Below are 25,300 nucleotides of genomic sequence, written 5' to 3'. Positions count from 1 at the left end.
CGCCACGGGGTACCGCCAGGGGATCGACCGAATGTTCTCGGAGGCTCTCATGTACCGGGTCAGCGACGTGATGACGAAGCAGGTGGTCTACCTGCCGGCGGAGACCCCGCTGGACGAGGCGGCCAGGGTGATGAAGGACTCCGACATCGGCGACGTGGTGGTCACCGAGGGGGCCACCCTCGCCGGCCTGCTGACCGACCGCGACATCGTGGTGCGGGCGGTGGCCGAGCGGGCCGACCCGGCGAACACCACGATCGGCTCGATCATCACCCGTGAGGTGGTCATGATCGAGCAGCACTCGACCGCGAGTGAGGCGGCCGCGCTGATGCGCGAGCGCCACATCCGCCGGGTGCTGGTCTGCGACAACGAGCGCAAGCTGGTCGGCATCGTCTCCCTCGGCGACCTCGCCATGCAGCTCGACCCCAACTCCGCCCTCGCCGACATCTCCGAGGCCGCCCCGAACCGGTGAAAGGAGGGGCCCTTCTTGACGCCTGCGGTAGCGAAGGGCCCCTTCTCACAGCCCGGCCGGCGCCGGGAGCGAGCAGCGGTAGCCTGGCGGTCATGTCCGAGATGCCGACCAAGCTGGCCGAGATCGTCGACGAGTTCGCCGCCGCACCGCGCGACGTGGTGCTGGAGATGCTGCTGGAGTTCGCCGACGTGATCCCACCTCTGCCCGAGGGGGTGGACCGGTCCGAGCTGGAGCAGGTGCCGGAGTGTCAGACGGCCTTCTTCCTGCGCGCCCAGGTCAACCCGGACCGCACGGTGACCACCCTCTTCGACTGCCCGCCGGAGGCCCCGACCACCCGGGCGTTCGCCGGCATCCTGGCCGAGGGCCTGGCCGGGGCGAGCGCCGAGGACGTGCTGGCCGTGCCGGACGACCTCTACCAGCGGATGGGGCTCGCCCAGGCGATCAGCCCGCTGCGGGTACGCGGCGGCACCGCGATCCTGGCCCGACTGAAGCGCCAGGTCCGGGAACAGATCGCCTGATCAACGGGTTGTCGCTGGTCATGGAGATCGAGATCTACGCCGACGTGGTGTGCCCCTGGTGCTGGATCGGCAAGCGCCGGCTGGAGCAGGCGCTGGAGTCGTACGACGGTCCGGTGACCGTCCGCTTCCGGCCGTTCCAGCTCGACCCGACGCCGGTGACCGAGCCGAAGCCGCTGATCGAGGCGCTCGGCACGAAGTTCGGCGGCCGGGAGCGGGCCGAGCAGATGGCCGCCCAGGTCACCCAGGTCGCAGCCGGCGTGGGGATCGAGATGCGCTTCGACCGGGCGGTGGCCGCGAACACCTTCCAGGCGCACCGGCTGGTCCGGTTCGCCGCCGAGCGGGACCGCTCCGCCGAGCTGGTGGAACGGCTCTACCGGGCGCACTTCTCCGACGGGATCGACGTGGGCTCGACCGACGCGCTGGTCAAGCTCGGCAGCGAGGTGGGCCTGGACGAGGCGGAGACCCGGGAGTATCTGGAGTCCAACCTCGGCCGGCGCGAGGTGGCCGCCGACCTGAGCGCGGCGCACCAGCTCGGCGTCTCCAGCGTGCCGACCTTCGTGCTCGCCGGGAAGTACGCCGTCACCGGCGCCCAGGAGCCGGAGGTGCTGCTCGCCGCACTGCGCGAGGTGGAGCAGCGCGAGTCGGCCGGTTGATGTTTCACGTGGAACAGAATCGATGCGGGTGAGGGCCTAGGCCGGCCTGGCCAGGCCCTCCACCACCGTCGCCCCGGGCAGCGCGCCGAGCGCCGGCCCGGGCAGGGCGATCTTGCTGTGCCGTACGCCCGATCCGATGATCACGTGCGGCGCGGCGATCACCCGCGAGTCGACCAGGATCGGCCACTCCTCCGGCAGCCCGATCGGGGTGATCCCGCCGTACTCCATGCCGGTCAGCGCGACCGCCTCGGCCATCGGCGCGAAGCTCGCCTTGCGCACGTCCAGCAGCCGGCGGACCACGCCGTTCACGTCGGCCCGGGTGGTGGCGAGCACCATGCACGCCGCGTACCGGGTCTCCCCGCCGCGCTTGCCGGCGACCACCACACAGTTGGCCGACTGGTCGAGCCCCACCTCGTACGCCGCACAGAACGCCGCCGTGTCGGCCAGCTCGGCGTCGATCGACGCGACCAGCACGTCGTCCACGCTGACCGGCGCCTCGACCGGCCACCGTTCCACGGCGGCGGCGACCGGCGCGGCCAACAGGTCCAGCCGGGTACGGGCGGGTTCGGTCTTCAGCGTCCCCATCACGCTGCGATCCTCGCACCTCGCCGGCCCGACCGCCCGTCGGCGGGACGGCGCTCAGTTGTCGTGGGTGAGGAACGCGTTCTCCCGGGCGAAGTCCCGGTCCTGAGCCGACACGAGCTGCGCCCGGCGCAGCACCTCGGGCCGGTGCGCCTCGGCGTCCTCCAGGCCGTGCCGCACGCCCAACCGGATCACGCCGTAGAGGAAGACGAAGCCGAACACGTACAGGATCACCGTGGTGACGAGAACCAGCATGCCGGCACGGTAGAACGCACCGGAACCGCAGAAAGCTTCATCTCCGGCCGGTTCCCCCGTACGTGTCCGCGAGGTGGTCCGCCCAGGTCCGGGTGCCGGTCGGGGCCGTCGCGCTGACCAGCGCGCCGGCGCGCAGCTCCCGGCCGAGCCGCCCGGGCAGCCGGACCGACAGCAGCGGCCGGCGCGACCCGCGGGCCGCCCGCCAGGCGCGTACCGCCTCGTCGAAGCGGAGCACCTCCGGGCCGGCCACCTCGTCGACCCGGTACGACGGCCCGGTCCGCAGCATCGCCACCAGTCGGCCGGCCACCTCGCCCGGGTCGACCGGCTGGGCCAGCAGCGCCGGGTCCCCGATCACCGGGCCGAGCCGACCGAACCGCTGGATCAACTCCTCCAGGAAGCCGGGGAACTGGGTGGCCCGCAGCACGCTCCACGGCACCGGCCCGGCCGCCACCACCTGCTCCGCCGCGAGCTTGTGCCGGTAGTAGGCCAGCGGCACCCGGTCCACGCCGACGATCGAGACGTAGACCAGGTGCCCGACGTCGGCCTGCCCCGCCGCGACCACCAGCCGGCGGGTGCCGAGCACGTCGATCTGGTGGGTCCGCCGGTTCGGTGAGGACGCCAGGTGCAGGACGGCGTCCACCCCGGCCACCGCCGCGGCCAGCCCTTCCCCGGTGGCCAGGTCGGCGGCCACCCACTCCGTCGTGTCGTCCGGCCGGGGATGCCGCGCGGTCGCCCGTACGGTGAATCCCTCCGCCCGCAGCCGGGGCAGCACCACCCGCCCGAGCCGCCCGCTCGCCCCCGTCACCAGCACCCGCATCGTCCGCTCCTCCGCCACACCCTCCTGACGGGACAACGAGCCGGTTCGTGACCGGTCAGCCGAGCGCCGGTCGGGTCACCACCCGGCCGGCGAGCAGCAGGCCGAGCAGCGCGCAGCCGGCCGCCACCGCCAGGGTGACCGCGTAGTGCGCCGGCCCCGGGGCGGACCCGGCGGCCAGCACCGCGCCGGTCAGCGCCAGCACCGTCGCCACCGAGAGCGAGTCGCCCAGTTGCAGCGCCGAACTGTTCCGGCCCTGCTCCTCGGGGGCGGAGAGGGAGAGGGTGAGCGTCGACAGGGAGGGAAAGAGCAGGCCCATGCCGAGGCCCGCCACCGCCCAGGCGAACACCGCCAGCGCCACCGGCACCTCCGGCAGGACGGTCAGCGCGACGCCGGCCGTACCGACCGTCAGGCAGGCCAGGCCGGCCCGGGGCAGCGTGGCGGCCGAGCGCGGCGCGGCGATCCGGCTCTGCGTGAAGGAACCCGCCGACCAGGAGAGCGCGCCGACGGTCAGCACCAGGCCGGCGGCCGTCGGCGAGAAGTGCCGCTCCCGGGACAGCATCAGCGGGATCACCACCTCGGCCCCGGCGAACGCCGCCGAAGCGAGCCCGCGCAGCCCGATCACCGTGGGCAACCCACGCGCCGCCCGCAGGAAGCCGGCCGGCAGCAGGTGCGGCACGCAGACCAGCAGGCCGACCAGGGCCGCCACGACCAGGCCGGCGGCGGACAGGCCGCGCTGCTGCCCCCCGTAGTGCAGCAGTGCGGCGCTCGCCCCCGCCCCGCAGGCCCAGCCGACCCGCGCCGCCGCGCCAGCCGGCGGTCGGACCCGGTCCACCACGCCCAGCGCCCGCAGCCCCGGCTGGATCAGCAGCGCCGCCGGGACCGCCACCACCGGCACCGCGAGGAACACCCACCGCCAACCCAGGTGCTCGACGATCAGCCCGGCCACCGCCGGACCGACCAGCGACGGCACCACCCAGGCCGCGGCGAACGCCGCGAAGATCCGGCGCCGCAACTGCTCCGGGTACGCCCGCCCGACGATCACGTAGAGCGCCACGCTGAGCAGGCCGGAGCCGAAACCCTGGACCACCCGGCCGACGACCAGCACCGCCATGTCCGGAGCGGCGCCGGCGATCGCCAGCCCGGCCACGAACCAGGCCACCCCGTGCCACATCGAGCCGCGCGGCCCGCGCGCGTCGCACCAGATGCCGGCGAGCACCATCGCCACCACGCCCGAGGCGAACGTGCCGGCGAAGGCGAGCGCGTACAGCGAGAGCCCGTCCAGGCTGCGGGCGACCGTCGGCATCGCGGTGCCCACCGCGAGCGCCTCGAAGGCGAGCAGCGACACCAGGGCGACGCTGCCCACGGTCATCGCCCGCAGGGACGGGACGAAGAGATGCGCGGGCGGAGCGGCCGGCTCGGTGGTGATGGTCACCGGCCCAGCCTGGCCCCTGAACCCCGGTTGAGGTCAACCGTGACGCGGCTCTCGTCAGGCCGTCTCCAGCGCCTCGCCCACGCCCTTCACCACGCCGGAGAGGTGCTGGTCGGCCAGCAGGTGCCCGGCGGTGATCACCAGCGCCATCGGCCACTCGATGACCTGGAGGGCGGCGAGCAGGCCCAACCCCGCGTAGTAGGCCACCTTGTCCGGCGGCGGCACCGCCACCTCGCCCAGCAGCGGGATCTCCACCCGCCGGTCGTACATGCGGAACGACTCGTGTCCCCCGCTGAGGTGCCGCGTCAACGTGCTCATCTCCGCCTCCCCAGGTCCGACGACGACGTCCCGGCCGCATTCCACCGGCCGGCCCGTCCATGCCCCCGGTCCTGCGGAAACTTCCCCTGCTCCGGGGGCATGACGGCGACCAGGCCGGGAAGTCGGGCCGCCGGGACGAGGGTGGGAGGGCGAGATGGCGTACGGCGGTGACCGCGGGCGCACCGGAAAGCGGGGCCGACTGCTCGGCCGTACCCCTCGATGACCTCGCTGGGCCGCTATGCCGGCCTCCTGCTGTCGCCGGCCACCCTGCCGGACGTGCTCGCGCGGGCCGCCCGTACCGTCGCCGACGCCGTGCCCGACGTGGCCCGGGCCGCCACCACCGCCACCCCCGACATGGTGCCCCGCACCGTCGGCGAGGCGGTCGGGGGCGCGGGGGCGGCCGCCGCCCGACTGGCCCGCCTCGCCGGACTGACCCGACGCCGGGTGTGGACCCGGGACGGCCGGCATCACATCGAGGTGCACGGCGTCTGCCAGGACGGCGGGGACCGGCTGGCCCGGCAGGTCGAGGACGCGCTGGAACAGTTGCCCGGGGTCGCCTGGGCCCGGGTGAACGCGCCGACCGGCCGGGTCGTCGTCGCGGTCGAGGAGCCCCGCCCGAGGCTGCGCGACCTGATCGCCACCGTCGCCCGCACCGAACACGTCTGCCCGCACGAGCCCGACCCGGAGGTGCCGCCGCCGCACCCGCCCGAGGAGGGCCCGCGTACCCCCCGCACGCTGGGCGCGCTGGTCTCCGACGCGCTCGGCCTGACCCTCTCGGCGGCCACCCGGATCCTGCCGTTCACCCCGGTCCCCGGTGAGGTGGCCGGTCTCCTCGCCGCCGTCGACCTGCACCCGAGGCTGCACGCGCTGGCCGACCGGGGGCTGCGCGCCGACCCTCGCGCCGACGTGCTGTTCCCGCTCGCCGAGGCGGTCGCGCAGGGCCTCTCGGGTGGCTGGACCGGGATCGCGCTCGACGGGGCGCAGCGCCTGGTGCAGTGGGGTGAGGCGCGGGCCCAGCTCACCGCCTGGTCGAAGGCCGAGCACCGGTTGACCGGCACGCCGGAGCGGGCCGTCGCCCGGGTGCTCGCCGACGAGCGGCCCCGCCCGGTCCCCGCCGGCCCCGCCGAGCGGTACGTCACCTCGGCGCTCGCCGCCGGGGCGGCGGCCGGTGCGGCGGCGCTGCCCGTGGTGGGTGCGAAGCGGGCCGCCTCGGTGGCGCTCTCGGCGCTGCCCAAGGCCCCCGGCAGCGGCCGCGAGGGCTACGCCGCCCAGCTCGGCCGGATGCTGGCCCGGCGCGGCGTCATCGCGATGGACCGCAGCGTGCTGCGGGAGCTGGACCGGATCGACACCGTGCTGCTGGACGCCCGGGTCCTCGGCTCCGACCGGGGGGTGCTGGCCGATCTCGCGCCGCTGCCCGGCAGCGACACCGGCCAGGTCGCCGCCCGGGCCTTCACCCTCTTCGACCCGGCCGCCCCCGACCAGGTACGCCGGGACGGCGGCTGGCGGCTCGGCCCGCTGGACCGGATCGACGCCGAGGATCCGGGCGACACGCCGGACAGCCGGCGGCTGCGCGCCGACGGTGGCCGGTTGCTGGGGCTGGCGGACGGCGACCGGCTGGCCGCCGTGCTGCGGGTCGAGCCGGAGCCCGCGCCCGGGGTGGAGGCGCTGCCGACCGCCATCCGGCAGGCCGGCCTGCGGCTCGTGGTGGCCGGCGGCGACGACGACCGGTACGGCTTCGCCGACGCCCTGGTGCCCGGCGGCCCCGACCTCGCCGCCTCGGTACGCGCCCTGCAGAGCGAGGGCGCGGTGGTGATGGTGGTCTCCGGGGACCGGGCCGCGCTCGGTGCCGCCGACTGCGGGGTGGGGGTGTCCGCCCCGGACGACCTGCCGCCCTGGGGCGCGCACCTGCTGGTCGGCGACGACCTGCGGCTGCCCGCGCTGCTGATCGATGCGACCGGGGTGGCCCGGCGGATGACCGGCCAGAACATCCGGCTCGGCATGGCCGGCAGCGGGCTGGCCGCGCTGGCCGCGTTCACCGCCGACCGGGAGCTGCTGCCCGGACGCGCCCTCGCCTCCGTCAACGGGGCCGCCGCGCTCGCCTTCGCGCACGGCGTGTGGCGGGCGCACCGGCTGCCGGACCGGACCCGTACCCCGGTGCCCGCGTCGACCGCCTGGCACCTGATGCCGGTGCCGACCGTGCTGGACCAGCTCGGCACCGGCCGGGACGGGCTGACCGCCGCCGAGGCGGCCCGCCGCCGGCGGGCGGCGACCGGGGACGAGGCCGGGCCGGCCGGCTTCCTGCGCGCCTTCGTGGAGGAGCTGTCGAACCCGCTCACCCCGGTGCTGGCCGCCGGGGCGGTGCTCTCCGCCGCCTTCGGCTCGCTCGTCGACGCGGCCCTGGTGGGCGGGGTGGTGGGCGGCTCCGCCCTGGTCGGCGCGGTGCACCAGCGCAACACCGAGCGGTCCCTGGCCGAGCTGCTGTCCCGCTCGGCGGTGACCGCCCGGGTGCTGCGCGACGGTGTCGAGCAGGTGCTGCCGGCCGACGAGCTGGTCGCCGGGGACGTGGTGACGGTGGGACCCGGTGACGCGATCCCGGCCGACTGCCGGGTGCTCACCTCCGACGGGCTGGAGGCCGACGAGTCGTCGTTGACCGGCGAGTCGCTGCCGGTGGCGAAGTCGCCCGAACCGGTGGTCGCGGCGGCCGTCGCGGAACGGCACTCGATGCTCTACGAGGGCACCACGGTCGCGGCCGGCCACGGCACCGCCGTGGTGGTGGCGACCGGTGAGGAGACCGAGGCGGGGCGGAGTCTCGCCCTGGCCCGCCAGACCCCGCCGGCCAGCGGGGTCGAGGCCCGGCTGGGGAAGCTGACCAGTGCCGCCGTACCGCTGGCGGCCGGTTCGGCGATCGCGGTGGCCGGGGCGGGACTGCTCCGGGGCGTACCCCTGGCGGAGACGGCGGCGACCGCCGCGAACCTGGCCGTCGCGTCGGTGCCGGAGGGGTTGCCGTTCCTGGTCAGTGCGGCGCAGCTCGCGGCGGCGCGGCGGCTGGCCGAGCACGGCGCGCTGGTCCGCAACCCTCGCACGATCGAGGCGCTGGGCCGGGTCGACGTGCTCTGCTTCGACAAGACCGGCACGCTCACCGAGGGCCGACTGCTGCTGGCCGGGGTGGGCTCCGGCGACGATCGGTACGCCCCGCCGGACCGGCTGGACGACCCGCTGCGGTTGGTCCTGGCCACCGCCCTGCGGGCCACCCCGGCCGCGGCCGACCCCGACGAGCTGCCCCAGCAGACCGACCGCGCGGTACGCCACGGCGGGAACCTGGCCGGGGTGACCGAGCAGACCGGCGCGGCGGGCTGGGCGGCGGTGGGCGGGCTGCCGTTCGAGCCGTCCCGCGGCTACCACGCCACCACCGGCCGGTACGCCGACGGCCTGCTGCTGAGCGTGAAGGGCGCACCGGAGTCGGTGCTGCCGCGCTGCTCCGCCCGGCGTACCGCGCACGGCGACGAGCCACTGGACGCGGCCGGTCGGGCCGCCCTGCACGGGATGCTGGCCGAGCGGGCCGGGGCCGGGCACCGCATCCTGGCCGTCGCCGAGTGCCGTACCGGCGCGGAGTCGGTCACCGACGAGCAGGTCGAGAGGCTGACCTTCGTGGGTTTCCTGGCACTGGCGGACGGGGTCCGGGAGAGCGCCGCCCCGGCGGTGCACCGGATCCGCCAGGCCGGCGTGCACACCATCATGATCACCGGCGACCACCCGGCCACCGCCGAGGCGATCGCCGCGACGATCAGCCCCGACCACGGTGAGCAGCGGGTGGTCACCGCGACCGACCTGGACCGGCTCGACGACGGGGCCCTTGCGACGCGGCTGATGGAGACCGACGTGGTGGCCCGCTGCACGCCGGCGCACAAGGTCCGGATCATCCAGGCCCTCCAGCAGCAGGGCCGGACCGTGGCGATGACCGGGGACGGCGCCAACGACGCGCCGGCGATCCGGCTCGCCGACGTCGGCATCGCGCTCGGCCAGCGGGGCACCCCGGCGGCCCGCGCCGCCGCCGACCTGGTGGTCACCGACGACCGGTTGGAGACGATCATCGCCACCCTGGTCGAAGGGCGGGCGATGTGGTCGTCGGTCCGGCACGCGCTGAGCATCCTGGTCGGCGGCAACCTCGGCGAGATCGCGTTCAGCGTGCTGACCGCCGCCAGTACCGGCCGGTCCGCCCTCACCGGCCGGCAACTGCTCCTGGTCAACCTGCTCACCGACCTCGCCCCGGCGCTGGCCATCGCGGTCCGCCCACCCGCCTCCGGCGGGGCCGACCACCTGCTGCGGGAAGGTCCGGACACCTCGCTCGGCGAGACGATGACCCGGGAGATCGCGCTGCGCGCGGGGGCGACCACGCTGGGCGCGACGGCCGGTTGGACGCTCGCCCGCTGGACCGGCCGGGAGCGGCGGGCCGGCACGGTCGCGCTCGCCTCGCTGATCGGCACCCAGCTCGGGCAGACCGTGCTGGCCGGCGGCACCAGCCCGACCGTGCTGGCGTCCACCGCCGCCTCGGTCGGCGTCCTCGTCGCGGTGGTGCAGACCCCCGGCGTCAGCCAGTTCTTCGGTTGCACCCCGCTCGGCCCGGTCGGCTGGACCATCGCCGCCGGGTCCGCGCTGGGCGCCACCTTCGCCAACGGCGCGCTCACCCGGCTGGTCGACCGCCTCCCGCAACACGGCCTCCGCCCGCACGGCAACCCCGATCAGGGGTACGGCGAAAGCCATCACGCCTGACGTCACCTCCACCGGTACGGCTGCCAGGTACGCACCGTCCACTGCGGCAGGACCGTTCCCCTCTCCCCGCCCGCCTGACGCCCGATCGCCGCCCGGCCGGAGCGGGGCGGCGATCGGTGGGGCGGGTCAGGCGTGTTCCGAGATGGCCTCGATGAGGTCACCGACGGGGCGCTCCGGCAGGGACCGGGCCACATCGGCGACGGCCACGATGCCGACGAGGTCGTGCCCGTCGACGACCGGCAGCCGGCGTACCTTGTGCTGGCCCATGGTCCGCAGGACCTCGGCCGCGTCGTCGTCGGCCCCGATGGTCACCGCCTCGCCCTGGGCCAGCTCGCCCGCGGTGACGGTGGCCGGGTCACGACCCTCGGCGAGCACCTTCACCACGATGTCCCGGTCGGTGAGCATGCCGCGCAGACGGTTGTCGTCGCCGCAGATGGGCAGCGAGCCCACGCCGAGTTCGGCCATCCGGCGGGCCGCGGTCCTCAGGTCGTCCTGTTCGCGGATGCAGCTCACGTCGCTGGTCATGATGTCGCGTGCGGTCGGCATCGGGTCGACACCTCACTCTCGGGGGGTTGGTGCCCGTTCTCCTACCCCCGCCCGGTCCACCCATGCCGGTGTCGGCACAGTTTCCGCTGGTAGCGCCCCTCGGGCGGTCGGCCACGCCGGCCCGAAGCTGGCCGTGACGGGGACGAATTGACTAGCTTGGGGGGATGGTCCACGACGAGCAGCTCCTGACGACCCGTCCGAAGACCCTGCATCCGGTGGGCGCATCACCGTCGGCGCCGGGCGAGGGTGAGCCCGGCCGAAGGAAGTGACGTCCGTGCCGAGACGTCTGCTGAACGGCCGGTACCAGTCCGAGGAGCTGCTCGGCAGCGGCGGCATGGGCGAGGTGTGGCGGGGCCGTGACCTGCGGTTGGACCGTCCCGTCGCGATCAAGCTGCTGACCGTCGGCGACGACGAGCAGACCGCCGCGGAGCGCTTCGACCGGGAGGCCCGCACGGCCGCCCGGCTCACCCACCCGCACATCGTCGGGGTGTACGACTTCGGCACCGAGGACGACGACTCCTACCTGGTGATGGAGCTGGTCGACGGGCCGACCGTGTCGGCCCTGATCGCCGAGGGTCCGTTGCCGGTGGAGCGGGCCGTGTCGATCGCCCTCCAGGCCTGCGAGGGGGTCGCCGCCGCGCACGCGGCCGGGGTGGTGCACCGGGACGTCAAGCCCGGAAACCTGATCGTCGACCCGGCCGGCACGGTGAAGATCTGCGACTTCGGCATCGCCCGGCTGCCCGGCGGAGCCGGTCGGGACACTCTCACCGGGCCGGTGGCGAAGCTCGGCACCAGCTCGTACATGTCGCCGGAGCAGGCCCTCGGCCGGCCCGTCGACCCGCGTACCGACCTGTACGGGCTGGGCTGCACCCTCTACGCCATGCTGGCCGGCCGACCGCCGTTCGCCGGTGACCCGCTCACCGTCCTGCACCAGCACGTCAACGAGCCACCCCCGCCGTTGCGGGAACACCGCACCGACGTACCCGCCGAACTGGACGCCCTGGTGTCGGAGCTGCTGGCCAAGGATCCGGCGGACCGGCCGGACAACGCCGCGGCGGTCCGCGACCGCCTCGCGGCCCTGCTGCCCGCGCGTCCCGGGTCCGGTGTCCCGGGCCCGCGCGGCCGGGTCACCCGGCCCGGGGCGGCCCGTCGGCGGCGCGGTGTGCTGCTGGTGGCCCCGTCCCTGGCCTGCGGTGCGCTGCTGGCCCTGGTCGGGGTGGCGCTGCTCGGTCCGGAGGCGGAGACGCCGGTCGCCGGACCGGCCGTCCCGCCGGCCCCGACCACCGCGGCCACGTCACGCCCGCCGGTCGCCGCGACACCGAGTGCCCCGACGCGGCGCACGGTCCGGCCGGCGAGTCGCGCGGACCGGACCCCCGCCTCGAAGGCCCCGTCCCGCACCCCGGGCCCCAGCCCGGCGGCCGATCCCATCGTCGCCATGCGGCTGTCGATCCAGCGTCAGGTGACCACCGGCCAGCTCAACCCGGACGCGGCCACCGACCTGCACAGCCGGGTCGACGCGATCGCCCGGGAGATCGCCCAGGGCGACACCGACCAGGCCGAGGCCCAGGTGAAGCGGCTGCGTGACAAGCTGGCGGAGCTGCTGCGCGGCGGCAAGCTCACCCCGGACGGCTACCGCGACCTGCGCGCCGAGGTGGACCGGATCCAGGCCGACCTGTCGTAGCGGGCGGTCGTGGGCTCAGTGCCAGGTGGCGGCGGCCCGCCGCAACCGGTCGTTGATCGCCCGGCCCACCCCGACCTCGGGGACGGGCTCCGCGACGATCTCGGTCACCCCGGTCGCGTCCAGCCGGTGCAGGGCGTCGAAGAGCCGCGCGGCCGCCGCGGTGAGGTCACCGTCCGGCGAGAGCACCTCCACCGCCGCCCACCCGCCGGCCACCGGCCGCTCCCGGAAGGCCAGGAAGCCGCGCCGGCCACCGCCGCCGGGCTCCTCCGCCGTGCCGGCCAGGCGCAACGGGGTACGCGGGGCGTAGTGCGCCGCGAGTGTCCCGGGCGCCACCGGCTGGCCGGAACTGCCGGCGCGTACCTCGACCGGGCCGATCGCCTCGACCAGCGACTCCACCGGCAGCGCGCCCAGTCGCAGCACCACCGGCCGCTCGCCGCGTGCGTCCACGATCGTCGACTCGATGCCGCACCGGGTGGGGCCGCCGTCCAGCACCACGTCCACCGCGTCACCCAGGCCGGCCACGACGTGCTCGGCCCGGGTGGGACTGAGCTGCCCGAACCGGTTGGCGCTGGGGGCCGCGACCGGCACCCCGGCGGCGGCGATCAGGGCCCGGGCGGCCGGCTCGTCGGGCACCCGGACCGCCATGGTGTCCAGCCCCGAGGTGACGATCGGCGGGATCACCGCCGGCCGGTCCACGATCAGGGTGAGCGGACCGGGCCAGAACCGTTCCACCAGCGCGGCGACCGCCGGCGGCACCGCCCCGACCAGGGCGGGCAGGTCGGCGGCGTCGGCGAGGTGGCTGATCAGCGGGTCGAAGCTGGGTCGGGCCTTCGCCGCGAAGATCCGGGCGGCCGCCTGCGCGTCGAGCGCGTTCGCGCCGAGCCCGTAGACCGTCTCGGTGGGGAAGGCGACCAGGCCTCCGGCTCGCAGCACGGAGGCGGCTTCGGCGATGCCGCTGTCGGCCGGCAGGAGGCGCGGGGATCCGGTGCTCACGCACCGACGCTAGCCTGCCGCCGGCAGCCGCATCCGCCGGGTCGCCGTCCCGGCCGTCGCCGTTCCGGCCGGGTCCGCCGGTGCGGCGGGGTACACCCGAGGGGTCCGCCCGCGTGACGACCGAGGGAGCAACCATGACCGACGACCGACCCCGCAAGCGGGTGGAGAGCCTTGACGACCTGGTCACCTGGCTGCAGTGGCTCGCCGACGACGTGGCCCGGGCCCCGGACGCCGTGGTGCACCCGGAACTCGACCAGTTCCTGGCCGCCTGCGCCGGCCAGTTGCGCGACCGGGCCCGCCTGCGGCGGCGGGCCGGCGGCTCCGCGCCCGCCCCGTCCTGGCAGCTCGTCGCCGACGTCCTCCACGACGCCGCGTTCCACTACTGACGGCTATGCTCCGGCCGATCATCGAGCCGCCCGAGGAGCGCCGTGAGTGCCACCGAACCGCCCTTCCCCGGCTGCCCCTGCTGGTGCTGCCTCGGCGACCCGACCCCGCTGGCCTGGTTCGACTGCGCCGGCGAGCTGGTCGCGACGCTGGTCCGCCACCCGATCACCGTCCTCGGTGCGCTGCGGACCGGGGACGGCGCGAGCGGGCTCGCCCGTCGGCTCATCCGCGTCTACCAGACCAGGATCTCGGCGTACCGCCCGGCGCGCTGCCCGTACGTCCCGAGTTGCAGCACGTACGCGGCAGCGGCGTTCGAGCGGTTCGGGTTCCGGCGAGGGCTGGCGTTGATGGTCGGCCGGCTCTGGCGTTGCCGGACGGACGTCGCCTGGGGCACTCCGCACCCGCTGATCTGACAGCGCTTATATAAGTGCTGTTACAGTCTTCGGCATGGCCGACGACACGCAGCAGGATCTTCTCGACAGCAGCCACTGGGGGCCGGTCTGGGGGCTGCTGCACGCGGCCGACCGGGACATCGCCGCGCTCTACGACGAGGCCGGCGTCACCGGCCTGCGGACCCGCTTCGTGGGGCCCCTGATCAAGCTGGGCCGGCACGGCCCGATGACCATCCAGGAGCTGGCCACCGCCGTCGAGGTGACCCACTCGGCGATGAGCCAGACGGCCGCCGCGATGCGCGCCGCCGGCTTCGTGGACAGCGCCGACAGCGCCGACGGCCGGACCCGCCGGATCCGGCTCAGCGAACGGGGCCGGGAACTCCTGCCGCTGCTCCAGGCCGAGTGGCGGGCGACCGAGGCCACGGTGCGCGAACTGGAGGCGGAGACCCCGTACCCGCTCAGCCGGGCGGTCGAGGACATCAACGCCGCGCTCGCCCGGCGCTCCTTCAAGCAGCGCCTGGCGGACAACCTGGCCCGCGCGCTCGACGGTGACCTCCGGTGAGCGGCCCCGCCGCCCTGGTCGACCTGCGCCCCCTGCGCGAGCAGCCCACGTTCCGTCGCCTCTGGCTGGGCAGCACCGCCTCCGGGTTCGGCAGCCAACTGGGGGCGTTCGCCGCCACCTACTACGTCTGGGACCGCACCCACGACCCGTTGATGGTCGGCCTCGTCGGGCTCTGCACCGCCGCCCCGATGATCGCGTTCGCCCTGCTCGGCAGCGCCTTCGTCGACCATGTCGACCGGCGGCGGCTGGCCCTGGCGACCACCTGCGGCCTGATCGTCACCAGCCTGCTGATGACCGCGGTCGCCGCCTGGCCCACCGACGCGGTGTGGGCCATGTTCGGCCTGGTCGCCGTCGCGTCGGCCCTCTCCGCCCTCGGCGGTCCGGCCCGCCGGGCCTTCACCCCCCGGCTCCTGCCGGCCGACCGTCTCGCGGCCGGGCTCGCCCTCAACCACCTCTCCTTCCAGCTGGCGCTGCTGCTCGGCCCGGCCGTCGCCGGGCTCCTCACCGCCCGGTGGGGCACCACCGTCTGCTTCGGCATCGACGCGGTCACCTTCGTCGCCGCGCTGATCGGCCTCGCCGGGCTGCCCCGCACCGGCCCGGCCGAGCGTGCCGGACGGGCCGGCGCCGGCGCGGCCTGGGAGGGCATCCGGTTCGCCGCCCGCACCCCGGTGGTACGCGGTGCCTTCCTGGTGGACCTGGCCGCCACCGTGCTGGCCATGCCGGTGGCCGTTTTCCCCGTCATCAACCAGGAGAAGTTCGGCGGCTCGCCACAGACCCTGGGCCTGCTCACCTCGGCACTCGCCGTCGGTGGCGTGCTCGCGTCCGCGCTGTCCGGGCTGGTCACCCGGCGCGACCGACCCGGGCTCGTGCTGCTCGGCTGCGCCGCGGTCTGGGGCGCGGCCCTGGCCGGCGTCGGCCTGAGCGACCGGCTGCCGGTCGTGCTCGGCCTGATCGCGCTGGCCGGAGCCGCAGACACCTGGTCGGTCGTGTCCCGGGGCACCATCGTGCAGTCGTCGACGCCCGAGTCGCACCGGGGCCGGATCGCCGCGCTGGAGCACATCGTCGGTTCCGCCGGACCGCACGTCGGTGGCCTGCGCGCCGGGCTGGTCGCCGCCGGCTCCTCCGGCGGCACCGCCCTCTTCCTCGGCGGCCTCACCTGCCTGGCCGGAGTCGGGCTGCTGGCCCTCACCGCCCCACTGCGCCGGTTCACCATGCCCCGGCCGGCCCCGACGCCGGCCGAGGTCACCGTCTGACCGCCGGTTCGTCGATACTGACCGCCATGACTACCCGATACGACCAGCTGCTCGGCCCGCTGCGCCAGGCGTACGACGCACGCGCGGGGTGGCGGGACGGGCTGGACAAGGAGCCGTGGAAGGTCACGGAACGGCAGGTGTTCCGGGACCGGCTGGCACCGGACGCGCGGCTGCTGGAGATCGGCGCGGGGGCCGGCCAGGACAGCGCCTACTTCCGACAGGAGGGTCTGGCCGTCGTCGCGACCGACCTCTCGCCGGTGATGGTGGAGCACTGCCGGGCCAAGGGCATCGAGGCCCACGTCATGGACTTCCTGCGGCTGGACTTCCCGGCGCGCTCGTTCGACGCGGTGTTCGCACTGAACTGCCTGCTGCACGTACCCGATGACGACCTGCCCGCGGTCCTCGCGGCGATCCGGGCGGTCCTGCGCCCCGGCGGCCTGTTCTTCCTCGGCGTGTACGGCGGCAAAGAGAGCACCGAAGGGACGCTGGACGACGACCGGCACGAGCCGCCACGCTTCTTCTCGTTCCGCAGCGACGAGCGTCTGCTCGGCTTCGTGACGGCCGCCTCGTTCGAGGTGGTCGACTTCCACCCGGTCGACGTCAGCCACGGCCACCGGTTCCAGTCGCTGACGTTGCGCCGGCCCTGACCGCCACCGCACCGTCGCGTGCGACCTTCCGTCGGCGCGGCTCGCCACCGGGTACGTCCCACGGTGCGGGCCCGTTCGGGCGGTGGATACCGCGTCGCTGCTTGTATCGTCCCTCGCCATGACGGGCTCTCACTGGTCGGAGGTACGTGAGCGGGTCGCGCGGCTTGCCGCTGACCCCGGCGCGGATGCGGTGTTCGGTTCCGACGGGCATGGTTGGCGAATCGAACCGCCGCTGAGCCTCGACGAACTGTCCGAAGCGGAGGCACAGTTTCGAGTGCGGCTGCCCAGCGAATACCGCTCCTTCCTGCTGGAGGTGGGTCGGGGTGGCGCGGGTCCGGCTTATGGCCTCTTCCCGATGCGCCGGGTCGACGGACTGTGGCAATGGGACGGTGACGGAGCTGATCTCACCTCCCTTGACACGCTGGATCAGCCCTTCGCACATACTGAGGCGTTCAATCCGGCCGATGCGCTACCGCCCCCTCCCGCCGAGGCGGATTACGACTCCGGGGAAGAGTTCAACGCCGCCGAGGACGCGTACTGGGAGCAGCACGACGAACTCGTCCTCCAGCCGGGGCATTCGACCGGACTGCTGTACCTGTGTCACCTCGGTTGCGCTCACCGGGAGGCCTTGGTGGTCAGCGGACCGGCGCGCGGCCAGATGTGGGCTGACGACACTGCGTCCGTCGGGGGATTCCGGCCGCTCCTCGACAACGGGACGCCGATCGGCTTCGCCCGTTGGTATCTCAGCTGGTTGGACGAGGCAGCTGACCAGGTAGGGATCAGGTCGACGAACGCCTGACAGCGGTTCCGCTGCCGATCGACCGGATGAGCGGGGACTGCTCCGCTGTCCCGAGGGCCGTACAGTCGATCTACCTCGCTGGTTGGACAGGGGACGTGACGAGATGGCCCGCCACTACACCGCGCCCTCCCTGGAGGCACCGGACAGGCTCTTCCAGATCACCCAGGTCACGAGGACGCACACCCAGTTGTGGCTTCAGTCGGATGGATCCGAGAGCGTGGGCCGGTACCGCTTGGAGGTGCTGTTCCAGTGCGTCCAGTACGTCTCGATGCCCTTCGTGCTGCGCGGTCTCTCGCTGCGCCAAGCCACACCGCAGGAGTGGGCTCGCCTGAGTGAGCTGCACCAGTTGGAACCCGACCCGGCGTGGAGCCTCTACATGCTCTCGCGCAGCCATGACTGGTTCATCGTGTCCGCTACGCCGGTGTGGGCGGAGGCGGACCTGAGCTACCGCGACAAGTCGGTGTTCTGGGGCTTTCCGAAGGACGACGACCGGCTGATCTCAACGGCGACCCTGGAACAGGACTCGCGCCCGCTCGGGACGGCTGCCCGGTTCGTGAGTGGCTCCGATGACATCATGACGGCTCGGGTCCCGTGATGTTCTCGGGCGGGTACCAGATGCCGCGCCATACGGGCACCCCGAGGGGCCGGCCGAGGGGAACCATGCCGGGCTGGACATCCGTCAGATCCGGATCCTCGACAACCTTCGTCAACAGAGCGAACGGGGGGCCGTACCGGCACCTGACGATCTTCAGGCAGTCGTCGAGGTCCCGGCCGGTCACCCCCACCACGGGCGGCCAGCCGTGCGGGTAGATCCCGGAGATGTCGAAGTGAAGCCAGTACCTTGTCATCTCTTCCGGCCGCCCTTCGCCTTTGCGCGGAAGGTACCGGCAGAACAGGGAGGTACCGCGTGAGGAGCTGCGCACGATGATGGAGCTGCTCGGTCAATCCACGAGCCGGATGACGGCCGACACCTGGGGGCCACGTCCTGCCGGCAAGGTCAACCGGTGAAAGTGCTGGTGGAGCCCAGGGGACTCGAACCCCTAACCCCTGCCTTGCAAAGGCAGTGCTCTGCCAGTTGAGCTAGGGCCCCGGAGGCGGGCGGAGCCGCCCGGTGCTGGCAGTCGACGTGCGACCGGTCAGCGCAGGTCGGGCGCGGTGGTCGCCTCGTGCCAGAGGGCACGCTCGTCGTTCGAGGCCTTCACCTTCTTGGCCACGAGGGCCGCGACGCCGACGACGCCGACCAGGAGCAGAAGCTTCTTAACCATGGGGCGACCCCTCGCGCTCGACTGCCGTCGGACGGTGTGCGGTGGGGCTAGCTGGAATCGAACCAGCGACCTCAGAGTTATCAGCTCTGCGCTCTAACCGACTGAGCTATAGCCCCGCGTAGCGACGAGCTAGGTTAACCCATCGCCGCCTCCGGCCCCAAATCGGGGTCGGTGCCTATCCAGACCGTACCGGCAGCCCGTCGGGGCGACCAGCACTTTCCGCTGGCGGCCGTGCGCCGGGGTGGCCGGGAGCGACGCTCCCCGGACACGACGACGCCGGGCGGCCGCAGGTGCGGCGGCCCGGCGTCGGTTCGTTCAGTCCCGCTCGGCGAGGGTCAGCTCGATCCCGCCGACCAGGTCGGCGCAGACGTTGTAGACGAAGGCACCGAGGGTGGCGAGCGCGGTGAAGAGCACCACGTTCACCAGACCGATCAGCGCCGAGCTGAGGATCACGCCCTTGGCGGTGATCCGGAATCCGCCACCGCCACCCGAGCCACCGCCGGCGTTCACCAGGTCGGTGAGGCTGTCGTTGACGCTCTTGAACACACCCATCGCGTCCAGGGCCAGGTAGAGCACCGAGGTCGCGACGACCACGACGATGAAGAGCACCACCGAGACCGCGAAGGCGAACTTCATCACGGACCACGGGTCGATCCGCTTGAGGTTCAGCCGGGCCCGGCGGGGTCCGCGCGACGCGGCCGAGCTGACCGAGCTGCGCGCGGCGCGTACCGCCTCGCCCACCCGGGCGGCCCCGACGGCGGCCGCTCCGCTGATGCCCGGCGGCAGGCCACCGCCGTTGGCGGGCCGGCCGGCGGCGCCGGGCCGGGCACCGTCCGGCGACGGCTTCGGGGCGGTACCGAGACCGGCACCGACCCGCGGCTGGGTGCCGGTCGTGCCGGTGGACGGCTTGGCCGTACCGGTCGGCTTGATCGGCTGTGTCGTCGTGGCGGCGGGCGGCGCTACGGTCGGCGCCGCGACCGAGGTCGGGGCCTCGGCCGGAGCCTTCTCGGTCTGGTCGCTCGCTCCCGAGCCCTCCCCGGGCTTGTCCGGCGGCGGGGCCATGCCGGGAGCCCGGGTGAACTTGGGGGTGGCAGGCGCGTCGGCGGGGACCGTCGCGCGACCCACGGCCGCACGGCCGGTCGCCGCTGTGCCGCCCTTTGCGGCCTCCTCGTCGACCGGGTTGGTCGAGGTCCCCTTGTTCCCCGACTTCGCCTGTGTCTCCGTCATCAACTAGTCCTGTTCGTCAGGCTCGTCGGCATTGCGAGCAATCGCCACGATAGTTACGCCGTCCGGGAGGTCCATCAGCTTGACCCCCATTGTGTTCCGGTCACGCGTACGGCGTACAGGCTTCACCGGAGTCCGGATGACGCCGCCGTTGCTGGTGATGGCGAACAGCTCGTCGTCCGGACTGATCACCGTCGCACCGACCAGACCACCACGTCGCTCGGTGATCTTCGCAGTCAGCACGCCCTTACCTCCCCGGCCCTGGACCGGGTATTCCTCGATCGGCGTACGTTTCGCGTATCCACCGTTCGTCGCGACCAGGACGTCCATCTCCATGCCCTCGCGGACGACCTCCATCGCGAGCAGGACGTCCTCCTCGCTGAACCGCATCCCGATGACGCCCGAGGTGGCGCGACCCATCGGGCGCAGCGCCTCGTCGGAGGCGTTGAAGCGGATGGCCTGAGCGTTCTTGGAGACCAGCAGGAGGTCGTCGGTCGGGGCGACCAGGGCAGCACCGACCAACTCGTCCTCATCGCGCAGGTTGATCGCGATGACCCCGCCGGAGCGGTTGGAGTCGAACTCCTCGAGCCGCGTCTTCTTCACCAGGCCGTTCTTCGTGGCCAGTACCAGGTAGGGAGCCACCTGGTAGTTCGGAATTTCGATGATCTGCGCGATCTGCTCGTCCGCTTGGAAGGCGAGCAGATTGGCCACGTGCTGGCCCTTGGCCACCCTACTGGCTTCCGGAAGCTCGTACGCCTTGGCCCGGTAGACCCTGCCCTTGTTGGTGAAGAACAGGATCCAGTCGTGCGTCGAGCATACGAAGAAGTGGCTGACGATGTCGTCCTGCCGGAGGCTCGCGCCGCTGACGCCCTTGCCGCCGCGCCGCTGCGACCGGTAGAGATCCACCTTGGTGCGCTTGGCGTATCCGGTGCGGGTGATGGTGACGACCACGTCCTCGCGGGCGATGAGGTCCTCCATCGAGACCTCGCCGTCGAACGGCACGATCTTCGTACGCCGCTCGTCGCCCCACTTCGCGACGATCTCGCCCAGCTCCTCCGAGACGATCTTCCGCTGCCGCTCCGGCTTGGCGAGGATGTCCTTGAGGTCGGCGATCTCCAGTTCGAGCTTGGCCAGATCGTCCAGGATCCGCTGCCGCTCCAGGGCGGCCAGGCGGCGCAGCTGCATGTCGAGGATCGCGGTCGCCTGGATCTCGTCGATCTCCAGCAGCCGGATCAGGCCCTGCCGGGCGTCCTCGACCGTGGGCGAGCGCCGGATCAGGGCGATCACCTCGTCGAGCGCGTCGAGCGCCTTGGACAGACCGCGCAGGATGTGCGCCCGCTCCTCGGCCTTGCGCAGCCGGAACGCCGTCCGCCGGCGGATCACGTCGATCTGGTGGTCGACGTAGTAGCGGATGAACTGGGCCAGGTTGAGCGTGCGCGGCACCCCGTCGACCAGGGCCAGCATGTTGGCGCCGAAGGTCTCCTGGAGCTGGGTGTGCTTGTAGAGGTTGTTCAGCACCACCTTGGCGACCGCGTCGCGCTTGAGCACGAGCACGATCCGCATGCCGGTACGGCCGGAGGACTCGTCGCGGATGTCGGCGATGCCGGCGAGCTTGCCCTCCTTGATCAGCTCGGCGATCCGCTCGGCGAGGTTGTCCGGGTTGACCTGGTACGGCAGCTCACTGACGACCAGCGCCGGGCGGCCGCGCTTGTCCTCCTCGACCTCGACCACGGCCCGCATCCGGATCGAGCCGCGCCCGGTCCGGTAGGCGTCCTGGATGCCGGACTGGCCGACGATCAGACCGTGGGTCGGGAAGTCCGGGCCCTTGACGATCTCCAGCAGCGCCTCGAGGGTGGTGGCCTCGTCGACCTCCGGGTTCTCCAGGCACCACTGCACCGCCGCGCCGATCTCGCGCAGGTTGTGCGGCGGGATCTTGGTGGCCATGCCGACCGCGATGCCCTCGGAGCCGTTGACCAGCAGGTTGGGGATCCGGGACGGCAGGATGGTGGGCTCCTTGGCCCGGCCGTCGTAGTTGTCCTGGAGGTCGACGGTGTCCTCGTCGATGTCCCGCAGCATCTCCATCGCCAGCGGGTCGAGCTTGCACTCGGTGTACCGCATGGCGGCGGCCGGGTCGTTGCCCGGGGAGCCGAAGTTGCCGTTGCCGTCGACCAGCGGGTAACGCAGCGACCAGGGCTGCGCCATCCGGACCAGCGCGTCGTAGATGGCCGAGTCGCCGTGCGGGTGGAACTGACCCATCACGTCGCCGACGACCCGGGAGCACTTCACGTAGCCGCGGTCCGGCCGGTAGCCCGAGTCGAACATGGCGTAGAGGATCTTGCGGTGGACCGGCTTGAGCCCGTCCCGGACGTCCGGCAGGGCCCGCCCGACGATCACGCTCATCGCGTAGTCGAGGTACGAGCGCTGCATCTCGACCTCGAGGCCGACCGGCTCGATGCGGTCGTGCTGCACGACCGCGGCCGGTGTCTCCGGGGTCTCCGGCTCGTTCGGGGTGGACTCGGGAGTATCGGTCACTGTTAACCCTTATCAGACTCAGAGTCGTGTTCGTGCTGTGGATAACGGCTGTGGAAACCGGCCAGTCTGTGGATAAACCTGTGGACCAGCGGGCCGGCCGGTGGATTTCCGGCCGGCCCGGCATGGTCCGTCAGATGTCGAGGAACCGCACGTCCTTGGCGTTGCGCTGGATGAACGAGCGACGCGCCTCGACGTCCTCACCCATCAGGACGCTGAACAGCTCGTCGGCGGTTGCGGCGTCGTCGAGGGTCACCCGGCGCAGGGTGCGGGTGGCCGGGTTCATCGTGGTCTCCCACAGCTCGGGATAGTTCATCTCGCCGAGGCCCTTGAACCGCTGGATGTCGTCCGGCTTGGCGTTGGGCTTCTTCTGCTGGCGCAGCGCGATCAGCCCGTCCCGCTCCCGGTCGGAGTACGCGTACTGGGCGTCGTCACCCTTCTTGTTCCACTTGATCTTGTAGAGCGGCGGGGCGGCCAGGTAGACGTGACCCAGCTCGACCAGCGGCCGCATGAAGCGGAACAGCAGGGTGAGCAGCAGCGTCTGGATGTGCTGGCCGTCGACGTCGGCGTCGGCCATCAGCACGATCTTGTGGTAGCGCAGCTTCTCGATGTCGAAGTCGTCGTGGATGCCGGTGCCCAGCGCGGTGATCAGCGCCTGGACCTCGTTGTTCTTCAGCACCCGGTCGATCCGGGCCTTCTCCACGTTGAGGATCTTGCCGCGGATCGGCAGGATCGCCTGGGTACGGGGGTCGCGGCCCTGCTTGGCCGAGCCGCCGGCCGAGTCGCCCTCGACGATGAAGACCTCGGACTCGCGCGGGTCGGTCGACTGGCAGTCGGCCAGCTTGCCCGGCATCGAGCCGGACTCCAGCAGCGACTTGCGCCGGGCCAGCTTGCGCGCCTGCTGCGCCGCGATCCGGGCCCGGGCGGCCTGGGACGCCTTCTGAATGATCATCTTGGCCTCGGCCGGGTTGCGGTCGAACCAGTCGACCAACCGGTCGTTGCAGACCCGCTGCACGAAGCTCTTCACCGGCGTGTTGCCCAGCTTGGTCTTCGTCTGGCCCTCGAACTGCGGGTTGGTCAGCTTGACCGAGATGATCGCGGCCAGGCCCTCCCGGATGTCCTCGCCGGAGAGCTTCTCGTCCCCCTTGAGCAGCTTCTTCTCCGCGCCGTAGCGGTTGACCACGCTGGTCAACGCGGACCGGAAGCCCTCCTCGTGGGTGCCGCCCTCGTGGGTGTTGATGTTGTTCGCGAAGGTGTAGACCGACTCGCCGTACGACTCGTTCCACTGCATGGCGATCTCGAGCGACATGCCCTCCTCCTCGGCCCCGAACTCGACCACCGTCTTGTGGATCGGGTTCTTCGAGGCGTTGAGGTGCCGGACGAAGTCGGCGATGCCGCCGTCGTAGCGGAAGGTGACCTCGCGGAGCTTGCCCTCCTCACCCTCCGGGACCCGCTCGTCGAGCAGGTGGATGGTGAGGCCGCGGGTCAGGAAGGCCATCTCCTGGAGCCGGCGGTAGATGGTCTGGAAGTCGAAGTCGACGGTCTCGAAGACGTCCGCGTCCGGCCAGAAGGAGACCGCCGAACCGGTCCGGTCCGTCGACTCGCCCTTCTCCAGCGGGGTGGGCTTGGAGTTGTGGTACTGCTGCCGCCAGACCGAGCCCGACTTGTGGATCTCCACGGCCATCCTGGTGGAGAGCGCGTTCACCACGGACACGCCGACGCCGTGCAGACCGCCGGAGACCGCGTACGCCTTGCCGTCGAACTTGCCGCCCGCGTGCAGCACGGTCAGCGCGACCTCGACACCCGGCTTCTTCAGCTTCGGGTGCAGGTCGACCGGGAAACCACGGCCGTTGTCGGTGACCCGGACCCCGCCGTCGGCCAGCAGCACCACGTCGATGGTGTCGCAGTGCCCGGCGAGCGCCTCGTCCACCGCGTTGTCGACGACCTCCCACACGAGGTGGTGCAGACCGCGCTCACCGGTGGAGCCGATGTACATACCGGGCCGCTTCCGGACGGCCTCCAGCCCTTCGAGAACGGTGATCGACTCGGCGCCGTACTCCTGCTTGTCCTGCGCTGCCACCCTCGGCCACTTTCTCGCACCGACCACGCCAGGGCGCGGGGCGCGGGTTCGGCGGACAGGACACGACGTCGGCGCACGCACCGGTCCCCGGGTGTCCAGGTCACGGATCGCTGCGCCGGTCGCCGCGGTTGCCCGCGGATCGCGATCGGCTCGGACCCGATCCGGGACAATGATCAAGGGCCCTGCGGGCCCGTGTCCGTCGCTCCGTGTCGGGTCTTTCGTCTCGCCCCCAATCTTACTGTGCGCGGACGACGAAACCGCCACTCGGCACCGCTGCGGGGCGGCTGAGACCCCCGTAGCGGCCCGAAGGGCGCTGTCCGCGACTCCCCCTACACGCCAGCCCCTGATCGGGGGCGCGGCCGACCACCCGGGCGCGAACCGTCCGACGCCGGGCCATGACGGCGCGTGGTCGGCCGAACACCCCGACGCGACGGACCGGAACCGCCCGGGGGTCGCGGTGGGACCGGACGTGCCGTACCTTTGCGGCGCCGCCGCTGCGGTCTTGATCCTTCGCGGCCGGAACCGGGACGATCGACCCGATCGGTCCGACAACGTGCTTGGTGAGAGGTGACGCCAGATGGGGCTGGACAACGTCGCGGTGCACTGGCCGCGTACCGGCCGCTTCTACGATCCGGTCGCGCCGGCCGAGTTCGTCGACTTCGGCGAGATCGTGGACCTGCCACGGATCTCCGCCCCCACCGCGGCGCTCGCCGAGCTGATCGCGAAGACCGGCACGGTGCGCGCGACCGCGTACACGGAGCTGGTCGACCTGATCCTCGGCCTGGAAAATGTGCTCTACGCCACGGAGAACTCGGCCGAGGACGAGGACCCGGTGATCGACCCCGACGGCTGCTCCTGGATCGCCGACGGCGTGGAGAAGTTCGTCGCCCGGCACCGGCCGATCGGCGAGACGGTGACCTTCGAGTCGGTCAGCGACGTGCTGCGCGCGCTGCTGGGCGACGGTCGCCTGGCCGAACAGCAGCTGCGCTGGCTGGACAGCCGCCTCGACCGGCTGCGCGACGAGGCCGGCGAACCGCCGCAGTGGAACTTCACCTGCGCCGAGCTGAGCGTCCTGGCGGCCTTCTACCGGCGCTGCGCCGACCGGGGCTTCGCGGTCTACGCCGACGTCTGAGC

At 73.0% G+C, this 25,300-nt stretch carries 24 protein-coding genes and 2 tRNA genes; 13 read left to right on the top strand and 13 right to left on the bottom strand.

Annotated elements, in window-relative coordinates:
* Positions 1 to 49 precede the first annotated feature (49 nt).
* From GA0070611_RS22585 to GA0070611_RS22575, 3 genes are all read left to right on the top strand, one after another.
* A complete protein-coding gene (locus tag GA0070611_RS22585; protein WP_091667614.1) occupies positions 50 to 469 on the top strand; it encodes a CBS domain-containing protein in 420 nt (139 codons plus the stop codon).
* A gap of 92 nt (positions 470 to 561) precedes the next feature.
* The gene (locus GA0070611_RS22580) at positions 562 to 987 is read left to right on the top strand and encodes a SufE family protein (protein ID WP_091667611.1); all 426 of its coding nucleotides are present in this window, start codon (positions 562 to 564) and stop codon (positions 985 to 987) included.
* 20 nt (positions 988 to 1,007) lie between these two features.
* Positions 1,008 to 1,640 (top strand): DsbA family oxidoreductase, encoded by a 633-nt coding sequence (locus GA0070611_RS22575; protein ID WP_091667609.1) that lies wholly within the window; start codon positions 1,008 to 1,010, stop codon positions 1,638 to 1,640.
* 36 nt (positions 1,641 to 1,676) lie between these two features.
* Here the strand turns inward: GA0070611_RS22575 and GA0070611_RS22570 are convergent, their stop codons facing one another.
* From GA0070611_RS22570 to GA0070611_RS22550, 5 genes are read right to left on the bottom strand one after another with little or no spacing between them, the layout of a single operon-like run.
* Positions 1,677 to 2,225 carry a YbaK/EbsC family protein gene (locus GA0070611_RS22570; protein ID WP_091667607.1) on the bottom strand — a complete coding sequence of 183 codons (549 nt, stop codon included), beginning with the start codon at positions 2,223 to 2,225 and terminating at the stop codon, positions 1,677 to 1,679.
* Between the two features lie 54 nt (positions 2,226 to 2,279).
* Positions 2,280 to 2,477: a hypothetical protein gene (locus tag GA0070611_RS22565; RefSeq protein WP_091667601.1), complete on the bottom strand. Its 198-nt coding sequence runs from the start codon at positions 2,475 to 2,477 to the stop codon at positions 2,280 to 2,282.
* A 37-nt stretch (positions 2,478 to 2,514) separates the two neighbouring features.
* Positions 2,515 to 3,294, bottom strand: a complete 780-nt coding sequence (locus tag GA0070611_RS22560; protein ID WP_091673292.1) for an SDR family oxidoreductase — start codon at positions 3,292 to 3,294, stop codon at positions 2,515 to 2,517.
* Between the two features lie 55 nt (positions 3,295 to 3,349).
* Entirely contained in the window at positions 3,350 to 4,726 is a 1,377-nt protein-coding gene (locus GA0070611_RS22555; RefSeq protein ID WP_091667598.1) for an MFS transporter, read from the bottom strand.
* Between the two features lie 54 nt (positions 4,727 to 4,780).
* Complete coding sequence (locus tag GA0070611_RS22550; protein WP_091667596.1) at positions 4,781 to 5,041, bottom strand: hypothetical protein; 261 nt, start codon at positions 5,039 to 5,041, stop codon at positions 4,781 to 4,783.
* Between the two features lie 219 nt (positions 5,042 to 5,260).
* Here GA0070611_RS22550 and GA0070611_RS22545 point away from each other — a divergent pair, with 219 nt between their 5' ends.
* Positions 5,261 to 9,811 (top strand): cation-translocating P-type ATPase, encoded by a 4,551-nt coding sequence (locus GA0070611_RS22545; protein ID WP_091667594.1) that lies wholly within the window; start codon positions 5,261 to 5,263, stop codon positions 9,809 to 9,811.
* 126 nt (positions 9,812 to 9,937) lie between these two features.
* Here GA0070611_RS22545 and GA0070611_RS22540 read toward each other — a convergent pair whose 3' ends face one another.
* A complete protein-coding gene (locus GA0070611_RS22540; RefSeq protein WP_091667591.1) occupies positions 9,938 to 10,357 on the bottom strand; it encodes a CBS domain-containing protein in 420 nt (139 codons plus the stop codon).
* A 274-nt stretch (positions 10,358 to 10,631) separates the two neighbouring features.
* On the opposite strand from GA0070611_RS22540, the gene GA0070611_RS32295 reads away from it, so the two are divergent.
* The gene (locus GA0070611_RS32295; protein WP_091667589.1) at positions 10,632 to 12,038 is read left to right on the top strand and encodes a serine/threonine protein kinase; all 1,407 of its coding nucleotides are present in this window, start codon (positions 10,632 to 10,634) and stop codon (positions 12,036 to 12,038) included.
* A gap of 15 nt (positions 12,039 to 12,053) precedes the next feature.
* On the opposite strand, the gene GA0070611_RS22530 is transcribed toward GA0070611_RS32295, so the two are convergent.
* Positions 12,054 to 13,007 carry an L-threonylcarbamoyladenylate synthase gene (locus GA0070611_RS22530; protein ID WP_091673290.1) on the bottom strand — a complete coding sequence of 318 codons (954 nt, stop codon included), beginning with the start codon at positions 13,005 to 13,007 and terminating at the stop codon, positions 12,054 to 12,056.
* Positions 13,008 to 13,165: 158 nt separating this feature from the next.
* Here GA0070611_RS22530 and GA0070611_RS22525 point away from each other — a divergent pair, with 158 nt between their 5' ends.
* The 7 genes from GA0070611_RS22525 (at position 13,166) to GA0070611_RS22495 (ending at position 17,663) form a co-directional block, all read left to right on the top strand.
* Positions 13,166 to 13,417, top strand: coding sequence for a hypothetical protein (locus tag GA0070611_RS22525; protein ID WP_091667586.1), 252 nt, complete (start codon positions 13,166 to 13,168; stop codon positions 13,415 to 13,417).
* Between the two features lie 42 nt (positions 13,418 to 13,459).
* Positions 13,460 to 13,828: a membrane protein insertion efficiency factor YidD gene (gene yidD / locus GA0070611_RS31990; RefSeq protein ID WP_091667584.1), complete on the top strand. Its 369-nt coding sequence runs from the start codon at positions 13,460 to 13,462 to the stop codon at positions 13,826 to 13,828.
* A 34-nt stretch (positions 13,829 to 13,862) separates the two neighbouring features.
* Complete coding sequence (locus GA0070611_RS22515; protein ID WP_091667581.1) at positions 13,863 to 14,369, top strand: MarR family transcriptional regulator; 507 nt, start codon at positions 13,863 to 13,865, stop codon at positions 14,367 to 14,369.
* Positions 14,366 to 15,622 (top strand): MFS transporter, encoded by a 1,257-nt coding sequence (locus GA0070611_RS22510; protein ID WP_091667579.1) that lies wholly within the window; start codon positions 14,366 to 14,368, stop codon positions 15,620 to 15,622. Before GA0070611_RS22515 ends, GA0070611_RS22510 begins: the two co-directional genes overlap by 4 nt.
* Before the next feature lie 26 nt (positions 15,623 to 15,648).
* Entirely contained in the window at positions 15,649 to 16,269 is a 621-nt protein-coding gene (locus tag GA0070611_RS22505; RefSeq protein WP_091667576.1) for a class I SAM-dependent methyltransferase, read from the top strand.
* Positions 16,270 to 16,387: 118 nt separating this feature from the next.
* A complete protein-coding gene (locus tag GA0070611_RS22500; protein WP_091673287.1) occupies positions 16,388 to 17,068 on the top strand; it encodes an SMI1/KNR4 family protein in 681 nt (226 codons plus the stop codon).
* A 103-nt stretch (positions 17,069 to 17,171) separates the two neighbouring features.
* Entirely contained in the window at positions 17,172 to 17,663 is a 492-nt protein-coding gene (locus tag GA0070611_RS22495; RefSeq protein ID WP_091667574.1) for a hypothetical protein, read from the top strand.
* Between the two features lie 419 nt (positions 17,664 to 18,082).
* On the opposite strand, the gene GA0070611_RS22485 is transcribed toward GA0070611_RS22495, so the two are convergent.
* From GA0070611_RS22485 to gyrB, 6 genes are all read right to left on the bottom strand, one after another.
* Positions 18,083 to 18,158: transfer RNA gene (locus GA0070611_RS22485), tRNA-Ala, on the bottom strand.
* 46 nt (positions 18,159 to 18,204) lie between these two features.
* Positions 18,205 to 18,333: a DLW-39 family protein gene (locus GA0070611_RS31985; RefSeq protein WP_231921191.1), complete on the bottom strand. Its 129-nt coding sequence runs from the start codon at positions 18,331 to 18,333 to the stop codon at positions 18,205 to 18,207.
* A gap of 42 nt (positions 18,334 to 18,375) precedes the next feature.
* Positions 18,376 to 18,449, bottom strand: a tRNA-Ile gene (locus GA0070611_RS22480).
* 199 nt (positions 18,450 to 18,648) lie between these two features.
* Entirely contained in the window at positions 18,649 to 19,560 is a 912-nt protein-coding gene (locus tag GA0070611_RS22475) for a DUF3566 domain-containing protein (RefSeq protein ID WP_091667569.1), read from the bottom strand.
* 3 nt (positions 19,561 to 19,563) lie between these two features.
* Positions 19,564 to 22,089, bottom strand: a complete 2,526-nt coding sequence (gene gyrA / locus GA0070611_RS22470) for a DNA gyrase subunit A (protein WP_091667566.1) — start codon at positions 22,087 to 22,089, stop codon at positions 19,564 to 19,566.
* Between the two features lie 130 nt (positions 22,090 to 22,219).
* A complete protein-coding gene (gene gyrB, locus GA0070611_RS22465) occupies positions 22,220 to 24,166 on the bottom strand; it encodes a DNA topoisomerase (ATP-hydrolyzing) subunit B (RefSeq protein WP_091667564.1) in 1,947 nt (648 codons plus the stop codon).
* Positions 24,167 to 24,743: 577 nt separating this feature from the next.
* On the opposite strand from gyrB, the gene GA0070611_RS22460 reads away from it, so the two are divergent.
* Positions 24,744 to 25,298, top strand: a complete 555-nt coding sequence (locus GA0070611_RS22460; protein ID WP_091667561.1) for a hypothetical protein — start codon at positions 24,744 to 24,746, stop codon at positions 25,296 to 25,298.
* The last annotated feature ends 2 nt before the right edge of the window (positions 25,299 to 25,300 follow it).

The organism is Micromonospora auratinigra, from assembly GCF_900089595.1.
GTDB classification, from domain to species: domain Bacteria; phylum Actinomycetota; class Actinomycetes; order Mycobacteriales; family Micromonosporaceae; genus Micromonospora; species Micromonospora auratinigra.
The sequence above is the reverse complement of the archived record's forward strand: the minus strand, read 5'-3'. Positions and strand labels throughout refer to the sequence as shown.